This is a genomic window from Janthinobacterium rivuli, from assembly GCF_009208735.1.
In the GTDB taxonomy this organism is placed as follows: domain Bacteria; phylum Pseudomonadota; class Gammaproteobacteria; order Burkholderiales; family Burkholderiaceae_D; genus Janthinobacterium.
Map to the genome: position 1 here is coordinate 507,060 of NZ_WFLJ01000001.1, position 17,255 is coordinate 524,314.

Annotated in this window: 15 protein-coding genes; 3 read left to right on the top strand and 12 right to left on the bottom strand. The window is 64.7% G+C overall.

Annotation, left to right across the window (positions count from 1 at the left end; translation table 11 throughout):
* Position 1 precedes the first annotated feature (1 nt).
* The 5 genes from coaD to GCN78_RS02310 all read right to left on the bottom strand — a co-directional run bounded on the left by coaD (position 2) and on the right by GCN78_RS02310 (position 5,504).
* Complete coding sequence (gene coaD / locus GCN78_RS02290) at positions 2–1,150, bottom strand: pantetheine-phosphate adenylyltransferase (RefSeq protein ID WP_152250218.1); 1,149 nt, start codon at positions 1,148–1,150, stop codon at positions 2–4.
* A gap of 95 nt (positions 1,151–1,245) precedes the next feature.
* The gene (locus GCN78_RS02295) at positions 1,246–2,580 is read right to left on the bottom strand and encodes an ATP-binding protein (RefSeq protein WP_099379071.1); all 1,335 of its coding nucleotides are present in this window, start codon (positions 2,578–2,580) and stop codon (positions 1,246–1,248) included.
* A 2-nt stretch (positions 2,581–2,582) separates the two neighbouring features.
* Positions 2,583–3,242 (bottom strand): response regulator, encoded by a 660-nt coding sequence (locus GCN78_RS02300; protein ID WP_034750756.1) that lies wholly within the window; start codon positions 3,240–3,242, stop codon positions 2,583–2,585.
* A 29-nt stretch (positions 3,243–3,271) separates the two neighbouring features.
* Positions 3,272–4,783 carry a Do family serine endopeptidase gene (locus GCN78_RS02305; RefSeq protein ID WP_152250219.1) on the bottom strand — a complete coding sequence of 504 codons (1,512 nt, stop codon included), beginning with the start codon at positions 4,781–4,783 and terminating at the stop codon, positions 3,272–3,274.
* A 259-nt stretch (positions 4,784–5,042) separates the two neighbouring features.
* On the bottom strand, positions 5,043–5,504 hold the full coding sequence (locus GCN78_RS02310) for an Hsp20 family protein (RefSeq protein WP_152250220.1): 462 nt from the start codon (positions 5,502–5,504) through the stop codon (positions 5,043–5,045).
* A 222-nt stretch (positions 5,505–5,726) separates the two neighbouring features.
* Between GCN78_RS02310 and GCN78_RS02315 the strand changes: the two genes are divergently transcribed.
* Positions 5,727–6,077, top strand: coding sequence for a hypothetical protein (locus GCN78_RS02315; protein ID WP_099668403.1), 351 nt, complete (start codon positions 5,727–5,729; stop codon positions 6,075–6,077).
* Positions 6,078–6,265: 188 nt separating this feature from the next.
* On the opposite strand, the gene GCN78_RS02320 is transcribed toward GCN78_RS02315, so the two are convergent.
* The 4 genes from GCN78_RS02320 to imuA form a co-directional block, all read right to left on the bottom strand.
* On the bottom strand, positions 6,266–7,024 hold the full coding sequence (locus tag GCN78_RS02320) for an alpha/beta hydrolase family protein (RefSeq protein ID WP_152250221.1): 759 nt from the start codon (positions 7,022–7,024) through the stop codon (positions 6,266–6,268).
* Between the two features lie 73 nt (positions 7,025–7,097).
* A complete protein-coding gene (locus GCN78_RS02325) occupies positions 7,098–7,802 on the bottom strand; it encodes a glutathione binding-like protein (protein ID WP_152250222.1) in 705 nt (234 codons plus the stop codon).
* 79 nt (positions 7,803–7,881) lie between these two features.
* The gene (locus GCN78_RS02330; RefSeq protein ID WP_152250223.1) at positions 7,882–9,369 is read right to left on the bottom strand and encodes a Y-family DNA polymerase; all 1,488 of its coding nucleotides are present in this window, start codon (positions 9,367–9,369) and stop codon (positions 7,882–7,884) included.
* Positions 9,299–10,009 (bottom strand): translesion DNA synthesis-associated protein ImuA, encoded by a 711-nt coding sequence (gene imuA / locus GCN78_RS02335; RefSeq protein WP_152250224.1) that lies wholly within the window; start codon positions 10,007–10,009, stop codon positions 9,299–9,301. The genes GCN78_RS02330 and imuA overlap by 71 nt, the downstream gene beginning before the upstream one ends.
* A 206-nt stretch (positions 10,010–10,215) precedes the next feature.
* Here imuA and GCN78_RS02340 point away from each other — a divergent pair, with 206 nt between their 5' ends.
* On the top strand, positions 10,216–11,481 hold the full coding sequence (locus GCN78_RS02340) for a putative Na+/H+ antiporter (protein WP_152250225.1): 1,266 nt from the start codon (positions 10,216–10,218) through the stop codon (positions 11,479–11,481).
* A 65-nt stretch (positions 11,482–11,546) separates the two neighbouring features.
* Here the strand turns inward: GCN78_RS02340 and GCN78_RS02345 are convergent, their stop codons facing one another.
* The 3 genes from GCN78_RS02345 to GCN78_RS02355 all read right to left on the bottom strand — a co-directional run bounded on the left by GCN78_RS02345 (position 11,547) and on the right by GCN78_RS02355 (position 16,408).
* Entirely contained in the window at positions 11,547–13,580 is a 2,034-nt protein-coding gene (locus GCN78_RS02345) for a GNAT family N-acetyltransferase (protein WP_152250226.1), read from the bottom strand.
* Between the two features lie 83 nt (positions 13,581–13,663).
* Positions 13,664–14,878: an MFS transporter gene (locus GCN78_RS02350; RefSeq protein WP_152250227.1), complete on the bottom strand. Its 1,215-nt coding sequence runs from the start codon at positions 14,876–14,878 to the stop codon at positions 13,664–13,666.
* Between the two features lie 330 nt (positions 14,879–15,208).
* Positions 15,209–16,408 (bottom strand): extracellular catalytic domain type 1 short-chain-length polyhydroxyalkanoate depolymerase, encoded by a 1,200-nt coding sequence (locus tag GCN78_RS02355; protein WP_152250228.1) that lies wholly within the window; start codon positions 16,406–16,408, stop codon positions 15,209–15,211.
* A 238-nt stretch (positions 16,409–16,646) separates the two neighbouring features.
* On the opposite strand from GCN78_RS02355, the gene GCN78_RS02360 reads away from it, so the two are divergent.
* Positions 16,647–17,237 carry a PRC-barrel domain-containing protein gene (locus GCN78_RS02360; protein ID WP_152250229.1) on the top strand — a complete coding sequence of 197 codons (591 nt, stop codon included), beginning with the start codon at positions 16,647–16,649 and terminating at the stop codon, positions 17,235–17,237.
* The last annotated feature ends 18 nt before the right edge of the window (positions 17,238–17,255 follow it).

Below are 17,255 nucleotides of genomic sequence, written 5' to 3' on the forward strand. Positions count from 1 at the left end.
CTCAGCCGCCGGCCAGCGCCGCGATCTCCTTCCGCATGTTTTCAATCGCCCGCTCGTTGTACTGGTCGGCGAAATACGCATCACCGAACAGCTGGCCCGCCTGCGCCTTGCCGCATAAATGCTGCAGGGCCAGTCCCCGTTGCTGCTTGAAGCGCGCGGGGTCCACGTGCGCATATTCGCGGCCGATGGCTTGCGTGTAGGCTTGATAGACTTCGTCATCCTGGCCGAGGATGGCCAGGTCGGCGCTGAGCATGGCGTCCTTCAGCGCGTGGCTGATGCCCGGTCCCTGGAAATGGTCGGTGGCGCGTATCAGTTGCGCCACATCGAGGTTGTCGCCAGCATCGAGGCCGCTGGCCAGCCACAGCTGGGCGCTCGCCTCTTCGCTCGAATACAGGGCGTCTTCATCGTGGCTGTAGACGGCGTCGTGGAACCAGAACGCCTTCTTGACCAGCGCGCTGTCGCGCTTGGGCGCATAGGTATTGTCGGCCCACACGCGGATCTCGGACAGGCCGTGCACCAGGTGGTCGAGGTTGTGATAGTGGCGGTCCGCGCCGCCATACGCTTGCGGCCCCGTCAGGTGCGCGAACCAGTGGTCAAACAGGGCGATGTCGGCGTCGGACGCGGTGGCGTAGTTCCACAGCGCTTCCCACTCCTTGCGCAGGCAGTCGAGTATCCACGCCTGGTAGGCCGGGCCGGGGACGAATTTCTTCATGGTCCAGTTCCAACCGACGGGGCCTTCCAGCGCCTTGACGAAGCTGGAGCTGACGGAGCCGAGGTCGCGCGGCGGCATGACGAAGATGGTCTTGGCGCCCTGCAGCACGTCCACATTCGTTTGCTGGATCAGGTTTTCATAATCGAAATCGGCCGTCGTGCGGATGCCGCGGATCAGGTAGTCGCAGCCGTGCTTTTTCGCCGCGCGCGCCGTGTAGTCGCCCTTGACGATGACCACCTGCACATTGTCCCAACCGCATTCGCGCGCGCTCTGCTCGATGATGCGCTTGCGGTCTTCTGCTGGAAACTGCGGCTTCTTGGCGGGGTTTTGCGACAGGAACACGATCACCTCGTCGGCGAGCGAACGCGCTTCGCCGATCACCCACATGTGGCCGTTGGTGATGGGGTCGAGGGTTCCTGAAAATCCGATCTTCTGCATGCTGCGCTCCGTGGTCTGGTTCTGCTTGTTTCGCAGACAATATAGGGCCACGGCGCGCACGTCAATGCAACACGCCAAAGATCATGATCAAAACGCTATTTCTTCACGGCTTGCGGGAATTCCACGCGCACGCACAGGCCGCCCAGGCGTTCGGATTTGTCCAGCACCAGGCGCGCGCCATGGCGCTCGGCGATGGCCTTGATGATGGCCAGCCCCAGGCCGCTGCCGTTGGCGTCCGTACCGGGCACGCGGTAGAAGCGGCTGAAGACGCGCTCGCGCTCCTCGGGCGGGATGCCGGGGCCGCTGTCTTCCACCGACAAGGTCACGCCGACGGGACTGGCGCGCAGGTCGATGTCGACCGTGCCGCCCTGCGGCGTGTACTTGATGGCGTTGTCGACCAGGTTGCGCAGCATGATGTTGAGCGCATCGGCCTGCCCCGCCACCTTGGCCGGGTCCATGTGATGCAGGCCCAGGTCGATCTTGCGCGCCTGCGCGATGCCGGCCATGTCGCCCAGCGCGCGCTTGACGACATCGTTCAAGTCCACCGCCTGCAGCTGGTCGCCGCTGGCGGCGCTCGCTTCCTGGCGCGCCAGCACCAGCAACTGCTCGACCAGGCGCGTGGCCCGCTCGATGCCGGCGCTGACGCGACTGATGGCCAGGCTGCGTTTTTCTTCCGATTCGGCCCGTTCCAGGCTCAATACCTGCAGTTTCAGGGCCGCCAGGGGCGTGCGCAATTCATGCGCGGCGTCGGCAACGAAATGCTGCTGCGCGTCGAACGCCGTCTTGACGCGTCCGAACAGCAAATTCAGTTCATGCACGAGCGGGCGCACTTCATCGGGCAAGCCCGCTTCCGAGACGGGAGACAGATCGTCCGCCTGGCGCGCCGCCACCTGCTTGCGCACGCGCGAGACGGGCGCCAGCGAACCGCTGACGACCCACCAGACGACCAGCATCAGGATCGGCGCCATCAGCGCGATGGGGCCCACCGTGCGCAGCGCCAGGCTGCCGGCCATGCGCTTCCTGACGGCCATGTCCTGGGCGATCTGCACGGTCTGGGAACTGGTTTGCACGGAGAAGATGCGGTAAGTCGTGCCGTTCGCCTTCACATTGGAAAAGCCCAGCACGGCGCGCTGCGGCAATTCCGCGCGCGTGATCGAGCGGAACACCTGCACGCCGTCCGGCGTCCACACCTGCACCACCATGTCGTTGTTGACGGGGTCGGCCGGCAACGCTTGCGCATGGTTGGCCAGCGGCGCGCCGGAGCGCAGCGACAGGGCCATCTGCTGCATGTGGTAGTCGAAGATCTGGTCGGCGTCGTACAGGGCGCTGCGGTAGGCGATCGACGCCTGCGCCAGGGCCGCCATGATGATGGCCGCCAGCAAAAACCACAGCAGGCGGCCGCGCAGCGAATGCGTCACCGTGACCTTCATCCTCATGCCTTGGGCACCATGTAGCCGAGGCCGCGCACGTTCTGGATCAAGTCGCTGCCCAGCTTCTTGCGCAAGCCATGGATATACACTTCCACGGCATTGCTGTTGACTTCATCCTTCCAGCTGTACAGTTTTTCTTCCAGCTGCGCGCGCGACAGCACGATGCCGGGACGCGCGATCAAGGCTTCCAGCACGGCCCATTCGCGCGCCGACAGGTTGACCGGATGGCCCTCGGCGATCACTTCGCGCGTCAGCGGATTGATGGAGACGCCCTGGTGCTCGAAGACCGGTTCCGGCCGCCCCGAGGCGCGCCGCAGCAAGGCGCGTATGCGCGCCAGCAATTCGTCGAGGTCGTAAGGTTTCAGGACGTAATCGTCGGCGCCCGCGTCGAGGCCCGCGATGCGCTGCTCGATGGCGTCGCGCGCCGTGGCCACCAGCACCGGGGTGTCGAGCTTGCGCAGACGCATCGAGCGCAGCACGTCGAGGCCGTCCTTGCGCGGCAAGCCCAGGTCCAGCAGCACCAGGTCATAGGTCTGCGTCTGCAGGGCCGTGTCGGCCATGTCGCCATCCTTGACCCAGTCCACCGCGTAATGCTCGGCGCGCAGCAAGTCGAGCACCACCTCGCCGATCATCGTATCGTCTTCTACCAGCAATAAGCGCATGGCTTGCCTCTCTCTAGTTACTCTTGTTTTCAGCCCAAACGCACGGGAATGAATATCTTGTCCGGTCCCCGCTGGATCAGCAAGGCCACCGACTTGGCGGATTTTTCCACCACGTCGCGCACCTGCTCGACCGTGTTGACAGGACGGCCATTGACCGACAATAGCACGTCGCCCGGCTGCACTCCGGCATTCGCGGCGGCACCGCCCGCGTCTTCCACCAGCAGGCCGGCGCTGATGCCCGCCTCGCGTTTTTCATCCGATTGTAACGGACGCAGGGCCAGGCCCAGCTTTACCTTGCCGGCGGCGCTGTCGCTCTTCGCCACTTCGGCCACCTTGTCGGCCGCATTGCCCAGGGTTGCTGTCAGGCTGACGATCTTGCCGTCACGCCAGACATCCATGCTGATCTTGTCGCCTGGCAAGGACGTACCCACGAGCGCCGGCAAGTCGGCCGAACCGATGATGCGCTGGCCATTCACCTTGCGCACCACGTCGCCCGATTTCAGGCCCGCCTTGTCGGCCGGGCTGCCCCGCTCCACGTTGGCCACCAGCGCGCCTTCCGGCGTGGCCAGCTTGAACGAGTCGGCGAAGCCCTGGTTGACTTCCTGCACCGTCACGCCCAGCTTGGCGTGGCTGGCCTTGCCCGTGGCGACGATCTGGTCCTTGATGCGGCCGGCCAGGTCGATCGGGATGGCGAACGACAGGCCCTGGAAGCCACCCGTCTGGCTGTAGATCTGCGAATTGATGCCGACCACTTCGCCGCGCGTGTTGAACAGCGGACCGCCCGAGTTGCCGGGGTTCACCGCCACGTCCGTCTGGATGAACGGCACATTGCTGTCGTCCGGCAGGGAACGGCCCTTGGCGCTGACGACGCCGGCCGTCACCGTGCTGTCGAAGCCATAAGGCGAACCGATGGCCAGCACCCACTCGCCCACTTTCAAGTCACTCGAATGGCCGAGCGGCACGACGGGCAGGTTGTTGGCGTCGATCTTCAGCACGGCGATGTCCGTCTTCGGATCCGTGCCCAGCACCTTGGCGCGGAATTCGCGGCGGTCGTTGAGCTTGACGGTCACTTCGCGCGCATCGCGCACCACGTGGGCGTTCGTCATGATGACGCCGTCCGGGCTGACGATGAAGCCGGAGCCGAGACCGTGCGTGGGCACGTCGCGGCCACCGCGCTGCCCGCCTTGCGGCCCCTGGAAGCGGCGGAAGAATTCGAAGAAGGGGTCGTTGCCGAAATCGTCGTTGCCGGCCTGGGCAGAGGGGTCATACGCCACCTTGGTGCTGCCCGTCACGCTGATATTGACGACGGCCGGGCTGTTGCGCGCGGCAATCTGGCTAAAGTCGGGCAAGGCCACCAGCGGCGCGCTTGCTGCAGGCGCGACTGCCGCTGCCACAGGGGCGGCCGCGGCCGCTGCGGCATTCGCGCCGGCATTGTTCTGATGCACCACCATGGCGCCACCGGCGCCCAGCACACCGATCGCGGCCAGCGCGGCTACGGTGCGTTTGATTTTCAGGGATGCGGTATTCGTTTGCTGTTCCATGAATTGCTCCTCATTCAATGAGATTTTGATGTATGCAATAGTGGGCCACGAGTCTTAGACGGTGCTTAACATTTTTCCATTTGGAAACAGGCATTTGCGCCTTTAAGCAGGATTTAATCTTGCGTGCCGCGCGCACCGCGCATGGCGGGCGATGAAGGGCCCGAACGGGCTCCGGACGTGACACTGGCCGGATCAACCGGCCAGTATTTTACTGCATGAAGGGAACCTGCCCGGGCGCCCGGAGGGCGCCACGATCAGATCAAGCCGCCTGACGCTGTTCCAACGCGCTGACGGTGGCGCCGCTGCCGGAGCCGATCTCGATCTTGCGCGGTTTCAGCGCTTCCGGTACTTCACGCACCAGGTCGATGGTCAGCATGCCGTTTTCAAACGTGGCACCCGTAACCTTGACGTGGTTGGCCAGCTGGAAGCGCTGTTCGAAATCGCGGGCAGCGATGCCGCGGTGCAAGAACGTGCGCTCGACGCCATCCTTCTGCTTGCGGCCCGTGACGTGCAGCGAGTCGCGTTCGGTGATGATGTCGATCTCTTCGCGCGAGAAGCCGGCCAAAGCCATCACGATGCGGTACTTGTCTTCCGACACCAGTTCGATGTTGTAGGGCGGATAGCTGGGTTGCGCATCGGTGCGTTGTTCATTGAGCAGTTGTGCCAGACGGTCAAAGCCAATGGCGGAACGATACAGAGGAGCAAGGTCAAAAGTACGCATGATAAATATCCTTTTCAAATGAAGCGATAAGAGGGGCGGACCTCACCGTGAGCATCCGCCTGTTACCGATATACGGCCTGCCAACGCCCTTTCAAGGCCTTGAAATTGGCGAAAAACGCCCCAGACGGCAAAGAATTTGTAAGAAATTTTTACATGCCCCATCCAGGGACGGGTTGCATGACGCCCCTCATGCAGGGTCGGCTTTTGGTGTATGCTGGCGGCATGAACAATGACACCGACATCCAGCTCAGCGGCCCCTTCAAGGCCACCGACGGCTCCGGCCGCGCCCACGACATCAAGGCCATCCGCATCTTCGACGAAGGCTACGGCATCATCGACGTCTACGTCGATTTCGCCGCCCCCCTCGAAGCGGGCGCCTGCAAAGACAAGACCCTGGTCGGCCACATCCTGGCCCGCTTGCGCAGCCTCGGCTACGTGGGCCCCGACTTCGGCCATGGCGACCTGGGCTTGCAAGACAAGAAACTGATCGTCCTGGAAGCGCCGGAAGAATTTTCCGCCTTTGCCGTGAGCAAGGGCTGGAAGGACTTATCCGCCGAATTTGACGAAGACTGAGAACACCTGACCAAATCTACTGCGCGTCGCGCTTTGCGGCTGGCGATGCTCACCGTGCTTTAGCACGGCTGCGCTTCTCGGCCACAAATCACTGCCGCTCGCTACGATTTTGTCAGGTGTTGTAAAGTACCAATAGTATCCGCGCCGCGCCAGCTTCTGCTGCCGCGGCGTTTTTCATGGGCGACAACTTAGTTCAAATAACGCGCGCTCCACGCGGCGATCACGTTGGCGACATACGCCGCGTCATCGCGCCCCGTCAGCAAGTGGTCGGCGTCGTCGAGCGAAACGAAGCTTTTCGGGTGCTTCGCGGCCGTAAAGATATCCATCGCGTTCGACAGGCTCACCGTCGTGTCCTGCGGCGCGTGCATCACCAGCAGGGCGCGGCGCAGGCCGGCGATGTGCTCCTTCAGGCTGTGGCTGCCCGCGTCGTCGACGAATTGCTGGCGGATGCGGAAGGGCCGCCCTTCCAGCCGCACCAGCGCCTCGCCTTCAGCGGCGATTTGTTCCAGGTGCGCGCTGAACATGCGCGTCACGTAGGCGGGCGTGCTCGGTGCTGCCAGGGTGGCGATGGCGGTGGCTTCCGGCACCTGCGCGGCGGCGGCCAGCACGGCGGCGCCGCCCAGGCTATGGCCGATCAGCAATTGCGGCGCGGCATGTCTGGCCCGCAAAAAGTCGGCGGCGGCGACCAGGTCGTCCACGTTAGACGAAAAATTGGTGGCGGCGAACTCCCCTTCGCTGGCGCCCAGCCCCGTAAAGTCGAAGCGCAGCACGGCGATGCCATGTTCCGTCAAGCCTTGCGCGATGCGCCGCGCGGCCAGCACGTCCTTGCCGCAGGTAAAGCAGTGGGCGAACAGCGCGTAGGCGCGGATGGCGCCGTCGGGGGCATCGAGCCGCGCCGCCAGCACATGGCCGTGCGCGCCGGGAAAATCTTGCCGGGTGGATTTCATACAGTGTCAGATCTCAAGCTGCCGCACAGGGCGGCCGAAGGCGCATTGTAGCGCCGCCCGGCCGCCGCCTGTGTTATCCGCGTTGCGGGATGTCGATCCCCTTGATGACGGCGGGACGGGCAAGGAAGGCGTCCAGCACGCGCTGCACGTGCGGGAAATTGGCAAACCCGACGAGCTCGCCTGCGCCATAGAAGCCCACCAGGCAGCGCACCCACGGGAAGATCGCGATGTCGGCAATCGTGTACTGGCTACCCATGATCCAGTCGCGGCCCTGCAGGCGCTGCTCGAGCACGCCCAACAGGCGCTTCGCTTCGCCCAGATAGCGCTCGAGCGGACGCTTGTCTTCGTAATCCTTGCCGGCGAATTTGTGGAAGAAGCCCACCTGGCCGAACATGGGACCGATACCGCCCATCTGGAACATCAGCCATTGGATCGTTTCATAGCGCAGGCCCGCGTCCTGGGGGATGAACTTGCCCGTCTTCTCGGCCAGGTACAGCAGGATGGCGCCCGACTCGAACAGGGCCAGCGGCTTGCCACCGGGGCCGTCCGGGTCGAGGATGGCGGGAATCTTGTTGTTCGGATTGAGGGACAGGAAGGCGGGCGACAACTGGTCGTTCCGCTCGAAGCTGACCAGGTGCGGCTCGTACGCCAGGCCCAGCTCTTCCAGCAGGATGGAGACCTTGATGCCGTTCGGCGTCGGCAGCGAATACAGCTGCAGGCGCTCGGGATGCCGGGCAGGCCATTTCTCGGTGATGGGGAAGTCGGAAAGTTGGGGCATGAAAATCCTTATTGAAGTGGATGACGCGGCACAAGAAGGCAAGTATAGCCAAGCATGGCAGTTTCAGCAGGACAGCCCTTCAGCCAAACAAGCCATGCAGGAACCAGCGCGGCGCGGCATCCTCGCCGCTGCCGGCGATGCGTTCGCGGTAGACCCAGTAGTGGGCGTGGTCGAGTCCTTCGGCGATGAAATAATCGCGCGCCTGCGACTGCCCCCACCAGCCCGCCTCGATGCGTTCGGCCACGGACACCATTTTCAACGGCGAGCCATAAAACGGCCGGTGTTCGCGCATCAAGAGGGCGATGGGCTGGGCCAGCAGCCAGCCGGGACGGGGCATGCCGGACAAGCCGGGCGGCAAGTCCGGTGGCACATTCTTGCGGCCCGGCTTGTCCGGCAGCGGCAGCCACTGGTTGGCCGCTTCGGGCCGGTAATCGGCGCGCGGCACGGCCTGCAAGACATTCTCGCTACCCAGGCGCGCCACCAGCAATTCCAGCAGACGCTGGCGTTCCTGCGGCGTGCCGCCCGGCTCGGGGAACAGGCTCTCGCTGGGCGGCGCCATCGGCTTCACCTGCAGCGCTTCCAGGGTCAGGCCGATCACGGGCGCGTCCAGCGCCAGCTGCGCCAGGCGCTCCTTGAGCAAGCGCACCAGGTGCTCGTCGCGCCAGACGGCCTCGCCCAGCGCCAGCTCGATGACGGTGGGCGGGCGCGCCACCCTGCCCCGTTCGTGCGCCAGCATCAGCTGGATGCGCTCGACGGCGAATTGCCGCGCGCACAGCCAGCCCGTCATTTGCTGCAGCAGCCGGCGCGCGCCGAACAGCAGCGCGTCGGCGTGCTCCACGCGGTCGAACAATTCCAGGCTGGCGCGGAAGGTGGGCGGCGCTTCGAGCCACACGAACAATTCCGTGCTGTGGCCATGCGCCTCGTCGAGCATGTCCAGCAGGGCGGCACCGCAGCGGCGCTGCAGGCCGGGCCGGGGCAAGTGGCGCAACTGCCCCAGAGTGCGGCAGCCGATGCCCTCGAACCAGTCGAGATATGGGCGTGCGGGCGGCAGCAAGGCGCACGGCAGGCGGTCGAGACGGCGCACGAGACTCTCCATGCCCAGCACGCGGCCCTGGCGCGTACCGGCGCGCGCCAGCAGCCAGGCGCCGCGCGCCGTGGGGGCGCACGACAGCTGGGCCGTGTAGCCGAGGGCGCGCAAGCTGGCCGCGATGTGCCGGCACAGGGCGCGCACGCCGCCGAACAGACGCAGGCTGGCGCCCGCATCAACGAGCAGGGTCGCTTCCTCGCCCTGCGCCACCAGCGGCGAGTATTGCAGCAGCGCCAGCGCCACCGCCTGCAGGGCTTGCGCTTCCAGCTCGGGCGAACGTTCGTGCAGGCGCGCCTGCGGCGCCAGCATCAGGGCGCCCGCGCGGCGCATGCCCGGCTTGACGCCGGCGGCCCGCGCCAGCGGCGACAAGGCCATCACTTGCTCCTGCTCCAGCACCACGCCGAGAATGTCAGCCGACCAGCGCGGGCAAAACACTTCGAGCGGGAGCCGGGGCAGGCACAGGCCGATCCAGAGTCGCATGACGCAGCAGTAAAGAAGGGGGTTGCAGGGGCAGGAACAGGGGCGCGTCGCGCTGCGGTCCCCGGCGCTTGATGAAGCCGATCTCGATGCCGCCGGCGGCCGGGCGCACGGACAGGCGCAGCGGCGCGGGCGACGCATCCTGCACGCCGTGCAAGGGGCGCAGCATGCAGAACAGGGTGTTGCCGGACTGCGCGGCCAGGTGCAGGCGGCGCAGGCTGTCGGCGCGCACGTGCGATTGCCAGAACAGCAAGGCGCCGCACGTGCCGCTGCGCAAGATGTTTTCCGCCGCCCACAAGGCATCCTTGCTGCCGGCGCTCTTGAGCCACAGCAGTTGCGACGGCGCCAGGCCCTGCGCGGCCAGGGCCAGCGCCTGCGGCGGATGGGGTGGCTGCAGCAGCACGATGGGCAAGCCCGGCAACTGCGCCAGCGCGGGCGCCAGCAGGCGCAATTCGCCGCTGCCCGGCTGCTGCACCAGCAGATCGATGAGGCTGCCACTGGGCCAGCCGCCGCCGGGCAGTTGCGCGGACAGGGCGGCAAAGCCCGTGTCCAGGCAGCGCGTGGCGCCTTGGCCCAGCTGCGATGCGCGCCATAAAGACGGGTGCAAGGCTTCCGGCGCGGCCATCAATTCGGAATGTTGCATAATTGAATATAGAGATGAATACTGTATGCATATACAGTACTATCCAGCCCCGCTTTTGGCAAGGCTTATCTGCTCGGCGCGTTCCCGCAGGCCGTCCCGCCATGTCCGAAAAACCCCGTTTTTGGCATCGATTGCTGTACCATAAGCACTCTCCTTACCGTCTGGCAACGCACCAGTCGGCCTCCTCCGTCCATAAGGAAACGCATTTGACCACCATCCAACTCATCAGCGCCATCGTCTTCGGCCTTGCGCTCATCCACACCTTCGCCGCCAAGTCGTTTGAAACCTTGTCGCGACGCCATCCCCGCCATGCGGGCCTGCTGCACTTGCTGGGCGAAGTGGAAGTCGTGTTCGGCTTCTGGGCCTTCATCCTGATCATCATCATGGCCTTTGTCTCGGGCGGCGATGCGGCCATCGAGTATGCCGAGTCGCGCCATTACACGGAGCCGCTGTTCGTCTTTGTCGTCATGGTCGTGGCCGCCTCGCGCCCCGTGCTCGACGCCGTGCAGCGCCTGTTGAAAAGCGTGGCGCGCGTGATGCCGCTGCGCACGGAACTGGCCCTCGTCTGGCTGGGCCTGGCGCTCGTGCCCCTGACGGGCTCCCTGATCACGGAACCGGCCGCCATGACCCTGGCCGCGCTGATGCTGGCGCCGCAAATCTTCCGCCCGGGCATCCCTGAATGGCTGAAATACGGCGCGCTGGGCGTGCTGTTCGTCAACGTGTCCATCGGCGGCACCCTCACCTCGTACGCGGCGCCGCCCGTGCTGATGGTGGCCACCACGTGGAACTGGGATAGCGCCTACATGGCCACCCATTTCGGCTGGAAGGCGGCCATCGCCGTGCTGGTCAACGCCACGGGCGTGAGCATCCTGCTGCGCAAATACCTGCACAGCAACACCTCCGACATCAAGCCGAAAGCCGGCGACGTGGAAGCGCCCAAGGTGCCGCTGGCCGTCAGCCTCGTGCACATGATCGTGCTGGCCGGTGTCGTCACCCTGGCGCACCATCCCGTGCTGTTCATCGGCCTGTTCCTGTTCTTCCTCGGCTTCGTGCAGGCGTATGAACGCTATCAAAGCCCGCTGATCCTGAAGGAAGGCTTGCTGGTCGGCTTCTTCCTCGGCGGCCTGGTGGTGCTGGGCGGCATGCAGCAATGGTGGCTGCAGCCCATCGTCTCGAGCTTGAAGCCGCTGGCCCTGTTCTTCGGCGCCCTGGGCTTGACGGCGATTACGGACAATGCAGCCCTCACTTACCTCGGTTCGCTGATCGTCGGCATGACGGACGAAGCGAAATACATGCTGATGGCCGGCGCCGTGGCCGGCGGCGGCCTGACCGTCATCGCCAATGCGCCGAATCCCGCCGGCGTGGCCCTGCTGCGCCGCGGCTTCAAGGATGAATCGATCGGCGCCGTCGGCCTGCTGGCCGGCGCCCTGCTGCCCACCGCCGTGGCGGGCCTGGCTTTCCTGGCCCTGTAATTGCATCACGGGGCGGCTGCCGGCCGCCCCTGTTCTGCCTCAGTTTCCTTCCTCAGTTGCCTTCCTCAGTTGCCCTCGTACACGAGAAAGTGCAGCCGGTCATAGAACAGGCTGTAGGCATAGTCGAACGTGCCCACGCTGCGAAAACCCTTGTGCAGATACACTTGCAGCGCTTCGCTCTTTTCCCACACCGTCAGGGTGATGCGCGCACAGCCCTTGCGGCTGGCCAGGTCGCGGATCTCGTGGAACATCTGTCTGAATAAACCCTGACCCCGGTATTTCTCGTCGATGGCCAGGCTGCTGACGAAACAGTCGTCGGCGCGCGCATGCGCGAGCACGAAGGCGTCATACGCATCGTCGAGCGCCTTCATGTCGTCGCGGTAATAGGAGACGGCGCCGCAGGCCTGGAACTCGTCCATCGTCGCGGCCGTGAAAAAGCCGATGAAGCGCCCGTCCTCGTCATGCAAGCCATGGATATGCGCCAGGTAAGGGTCGATGTTCTGCCGCCGCTGCAATTCGACGAATTGCAGATTGAGTTTATTGCCGAACGAGCAGTATTCGAGGTAGCTGGTGGCAAACAGCAATTTGGCCATGCGGTTCTTTTCCTCGTCGCCCAGCAACTCGCCCGGCACCAGCTTGAGCGGCGCATGCGACAGCAGGCCCGCCTGCAACTCGTCGGCCAACGGCGCGGCATCGCCGGCGGCCGGCATGCGGCTGCCGTGCCGGCCCACGGTGGGGCGCCAGAAATTGCCGGCGGCAATATGCTGCGAACGGTGGGCCAGCAGGTAGCGGCAAAAGACGGCATTCACGCGATCGAGCTGCGGGTCGTCCGACAACACCGAATAATAGTGAAAATGCTCGATGTCCGCCCGCAGCTGGGCCGCATACGCCATGCGCGGCACCTCCTCGATGTCGAACACGTCGACGATGTCGGGCAGGCTCAGGGGATCGTCGAGTTGCCAGTCGATTTCATCGAGCCGCGCCACGCAGCGCGCATACGCGCGCCGCTCCTCGTCGCTGAGCGGGATGTGCATCTCGGTAATGATATCGTCCAGCAGCCGCATGCCGCGGATGCCGCCCGCCACCGCTTCCCGCGCGCCGTCATACAGCACGCAGTAGCGCTGGTAAAACTCGGCATGGCTGAGCACGGTCACGCCCAGGTTTTTCTTCCATTCCGCATAGAACTGGCCAAACAGCCGCGCCTCGAATTGCGGGCAGGAACGGGGAACCTGCGCGGCGATGTCCGCATAGGCAAGGTTCACATTGCGCTGGATCACGCGCAACGCGGCATCGTTCTTCTTGGCGATCAGCATGCCCGTTTCATCGAGAAACAGATTCATCCAGCTGACATGCCGGCGCTCTTCGCTGTCATCATCACTGCGCTGGAAATAATCGGGCACTTCCGGCTGCATCAGGAAAATCGTCGCCGGATTGTGCGGGATCGTGTCGACATCCATATACATGCCGCCGTATTCGCACATGATGAGGATGCGGAAATAATCGGACAGGGTGGCGAAGTAGCGCTGCGTATGCAGGATGTCGAGTATGCCGAAACGGGCCGGCGCGAAGTCCAGCGCCAGCGCGCGCAGCGAGTTGATATGCAGGGTCGTGCCGCCGATGGCATAGCGGCCTATCGTGTAGCGCCCGGCGCCGCCCGTGGCGCTGAAGCGCTCGTCATCGCACAGCTGCTGCGCATCCCACACCCACAGGATGGAAACATACGGCGCGCCGCCGTTGCGCCGCACCTCGTCGAGCGCCGCGCCCCACTGCCCGATCGCTTCGGCTGCGATGGCCGGCAACGGTCCGCCCATCCAGATGCGGTGCAGGTAGCGTTCGTCGTCGCCGAGCGCGCGCGTGGGGATGCAGCTGAGCGAGGAACAGCTTGCCGCGTTGAAATGGTTGAAGTTCAGGGCGACGAAGCTGCGCAGGGCGGCGATGCCCGCCTGGTGCTCCACGGCCAATTGTTCCAGGTCGCTGCCGGCCGGCCGCACATCGGCCAGGGTGATGTAATCGAGTTTCAGCCGGTTGATGCGGAACTCGTATTCCAGGTTGAAAATCTTTGCTTGATCGTGTTTCGAGGCCAGGTCATCTATTTTCATGGGCGCACCATTTTCCGCAGGAGAGTGTCAATAAACGTCGCAGGAGGTAAAACAAGGTCGACAACATGCGCATCGTTGCGCCATCAGTGCCGGGCCAGCAGCACCTCGCTTTCCCGGCGCCCCGCCATGCCGCGCGTAAACAGCAGCAGGCAGGCGGCGATGGCCACGATGACGGGGATATTGAGCAGCGCATACGTTTCCAGCGCATAGCCGAAGCGCTGGCACAGCACGTTGTACAGCTGCAGCCAGGCGGACAAATAAATGCAGTACAGCAAGCTCATGGCGGCCGTCGTCAAGGTCATCGATTCCTTGCTGGCCGTGAGCGCGCTGCGGATCAGGGCGCCATTGAACAGGCCGAAGCCGATGGAATAGACAAACATGCAGGCCGCAAACACGTCGACGTGATGGCGGGCCGCAGCGGCGCCCAGCATGCCGGCGGCAGCGATCAGCCCGCCCAAGCGCAGCAGGGAGACGAGGGGGAAATCCTGGCGCAGGCGCTGGATGGCGATGCTGCTGAGAACAAAGCCGGACAAAATCACGCATTGCAGGGCGATATACGTGGCGTAGGAAGCGCCCATGTCCTGCAGCACAAAGAGGGGCGAAAAGCCGATCCAGGCCGTCAGGGGCACGGTGGCCAGCCCGGCCGTGAACATGCCGAACATGAAGCGCTTGTTGCTGAAAATGGCCGCGTAGCTGCGCACGATGGCGGCCAGGTCCAGGCGCGCGACCTTGGGTGCCGCGCGCGGCATGGTCTTGCACAGGCCCAGCAAGGACAGCAGCGCCAGCAGGCCCGAGAGGAAAAACACGTAGCGCCAGTCCAGCCGGCTGATGATGGCGCTGCCGAGGATGGGGCCGGCCAGGGGCGCGAGGATGGTGGTGCTTGACAGGATGCTGCTCAGCTTGACGGCGGCCATGTCGTCGAACAGTTCATGGATCATGGCATAGCCGACGAAGATGAAGCAGCAGCCCATGCCCTGGATGAAACGCGCAACGAGAAATTGCTCGATGGAGGTGGCAAACGGCACGGCCAGGGTGGCCAGCAGGAACAAGGTATTGCCAGTCAGCACGAGCTTGCGCTTGCCGATGGTGTCGGCCAGTGGCCCCAGGAAAATCTGCAGGGAACTGCCGCCCAGCAGATACAGGCTCAGCGACAAGGGGACGAATTTTTCCTCCGCCCGGAACTCGCCGACGATACCCAGCATCGCCGGCATGATCATGTCATTGGACAGATAGATATTCAGTTCAAAGACGAGAAAAAACGCAAAAAACCACAGCAACTGCTTGGACTTGATGGACATGGCGCGTTCCGTAACGTGGGTGGCTGCCGTCAGTGCATGTCGGTCGTCGGGGCATGGGACGGCCGGCACGGTTCGACACTGAAAACGTGTACCAATTGTATACCAGTTAGTATTTTTAGCGCCTGTTTTTGTGATTTTTAAATACCGCAGCAATACCACTCACAAAAAATCCATAATACTGAGGGATTGGGAATCCGGGCTAAAACGGGCGCGGCCAGCGTGCCGGCGCGCGGCAGCGGTCCTGCGAGGAAGGGAAGAACGATGCGTACCAGTGCCTGCCGCGCCATTGCGGCGGGCGGCACGGCGGCTTATTGGCGGCTTATTGGCGGCTTACCGGCGGCGGTGGCTGGCGAAGAAATCGAGCAGCATCCTGCTGGCGTCGGGCTTGGCCTTGTCGTTGAACGGCAGGCTGGCGTCGCCGCCGCTCCACGCGTGTTCGAGGTGCTCGACCTGCGCCACGCGCAGCAGCACGTCCTTGCCCACCTGATAGTCGTGCAAGGCGTACGCATGGGCCGGATTGCGTCCGCCCGCCGCGCCGCCCGGCAGGCGCTGCGCCGTCACCACGGTATCGAACGGCAGGCGGTTGACGCGCACGCTCTGGCGCACCAGCTGCGTCTGATTGATGGGGCGCACCACCTTGTCGGCCAGCCCTTGCAGCAGGATCGTGGGCAGCCGGGGAAACGCGGGCTGGCGCGCCAGCACTTCATCGATGGCCGCATCGGCGCGCGCGGCCGCGCCATGCTGCATCACACCCAGCGCGCCGATCAGGTTATGCCCGGCGCCAAACACGGGCCCGGAGTGCAGGCCCAGGGCGGCGAACAGATGGGGATGGTTCAGGGCCACGATATGCGCCATGCCGGCGCCGGCGGAAATGCCGCAGATATAGATGCGCGCGCGGTCGATCGCATGGCGGGCCGCCACCTGCTCGATGGCGCCGACGATCAGGCGCACGTCGCCGCCGCCCTCCTGCGTCAGCTTGTCGTACCACTTCCAGCAACGACGCGCATGCGAGCGCAACGATTGCTGCGGATACAGCACGGCATAGCCCTTGCGCTCGGCCAGGCGGTTCATGCGCGTGCCTTCGGCAAACTGCGTGGCGCTCTGTTCACAGCCGTGCAGCATCACCAGCAGCGGCCGGCCCCGGCTGCGCATGGCGGCGCTTGGCGCCTTGTCGGGCAGGTACAGGAAATACGGCAGGCGCCGGCCCGGCAACTGTCCCAGTTCCGGCAACGGCGCATAGTGGGCGGCCAGCCACTTGCCCGGCGGGGGCGCCGTTCGCTTGCGCACGCGCGGCGGCGACAGGGACGTGGCAAACGGCGCCAGGGCGGGCACGGCGTCGCTGGCGGGCCTGGCGCGCGGCGTCGGCCTGACCTTGGCCGCAGTCTTGCCGCGGGGTTTAGGCTTAGGTTTAGGCGTGGGCTTGGCCGGCACGGGCCCGAACAGCACCTTGGCCAGCTTGCTCGCCGTGCGCTGCTGCGCCTTACCGGCGCGCAATAGCCCGCGCAGCCATGTGGTGGCGGGCTTCACCATGGCAAGTCGCGCGCGTGTCGTGGTGGAGCGTACCGCAAGTTCATCCCTCTGCAGCGTTGCATCGTCAGCATGTGCGGTCTCCTCCGTAGAACGCATAGAGTACCGCAATTGGTGGCCAACACCGTGCGTTTGCACACCGATAAAGGTGCCGCCGGCACCATTGAGGCAGATCAAGCACCACCTTGTACGCCTGCGTAATCTGAGGACTCGATCAGCACTACACAGAGGAGAAAACACCATGAGCTATCTGGACCGCGACATTCTGGGCATGTACCGCAACCACAAAGGCCCGGGGCCGGCCCTGATGGGGGCCGACACCCTGCTTGGCGACGAGGTCTACAATCACAACGACGAGGAACTGGGCGACATCAAGGAAATCATGTTCGACATGCGCACCGGCCAGATCGCCTATGCCGTGCTGTCCTTCGGCGGCATCCTGGGCATGGGCGACAAGCTGTTTGCCGTGCCCTGGGAACGCCTGACCCTCGACACCGTCAACAAGCGCTTCCTGCTCAACGTGGAAAAAAACCAGCTGAAAGACGCCCCCGGCTTCGACAAGAACAACTGGCCCGACATGGGCAGCGAAGCGTGGAACCAGCAGATGGAAGCGTTCTATGGCAGCGGCGCGCGCTACGGCAGCGGCGTCATGGCGGCGGGCCGCATGCCATCCGGCAGCGACTTGCGCGGCGGCGCCAGCCTGCAATCGGGCAGCGAAGGCAGCATGTCCGGCACCTCGATGAGCGGCAGCCGCGCCGGCACGGGCGGCAGCCAGAGCAACCTGGGTTCGCGTTCGGCGCTCGGCGACGATGGGCGCGACGAGCGTAGTTGAGTGGGCAAGCGGACAAAC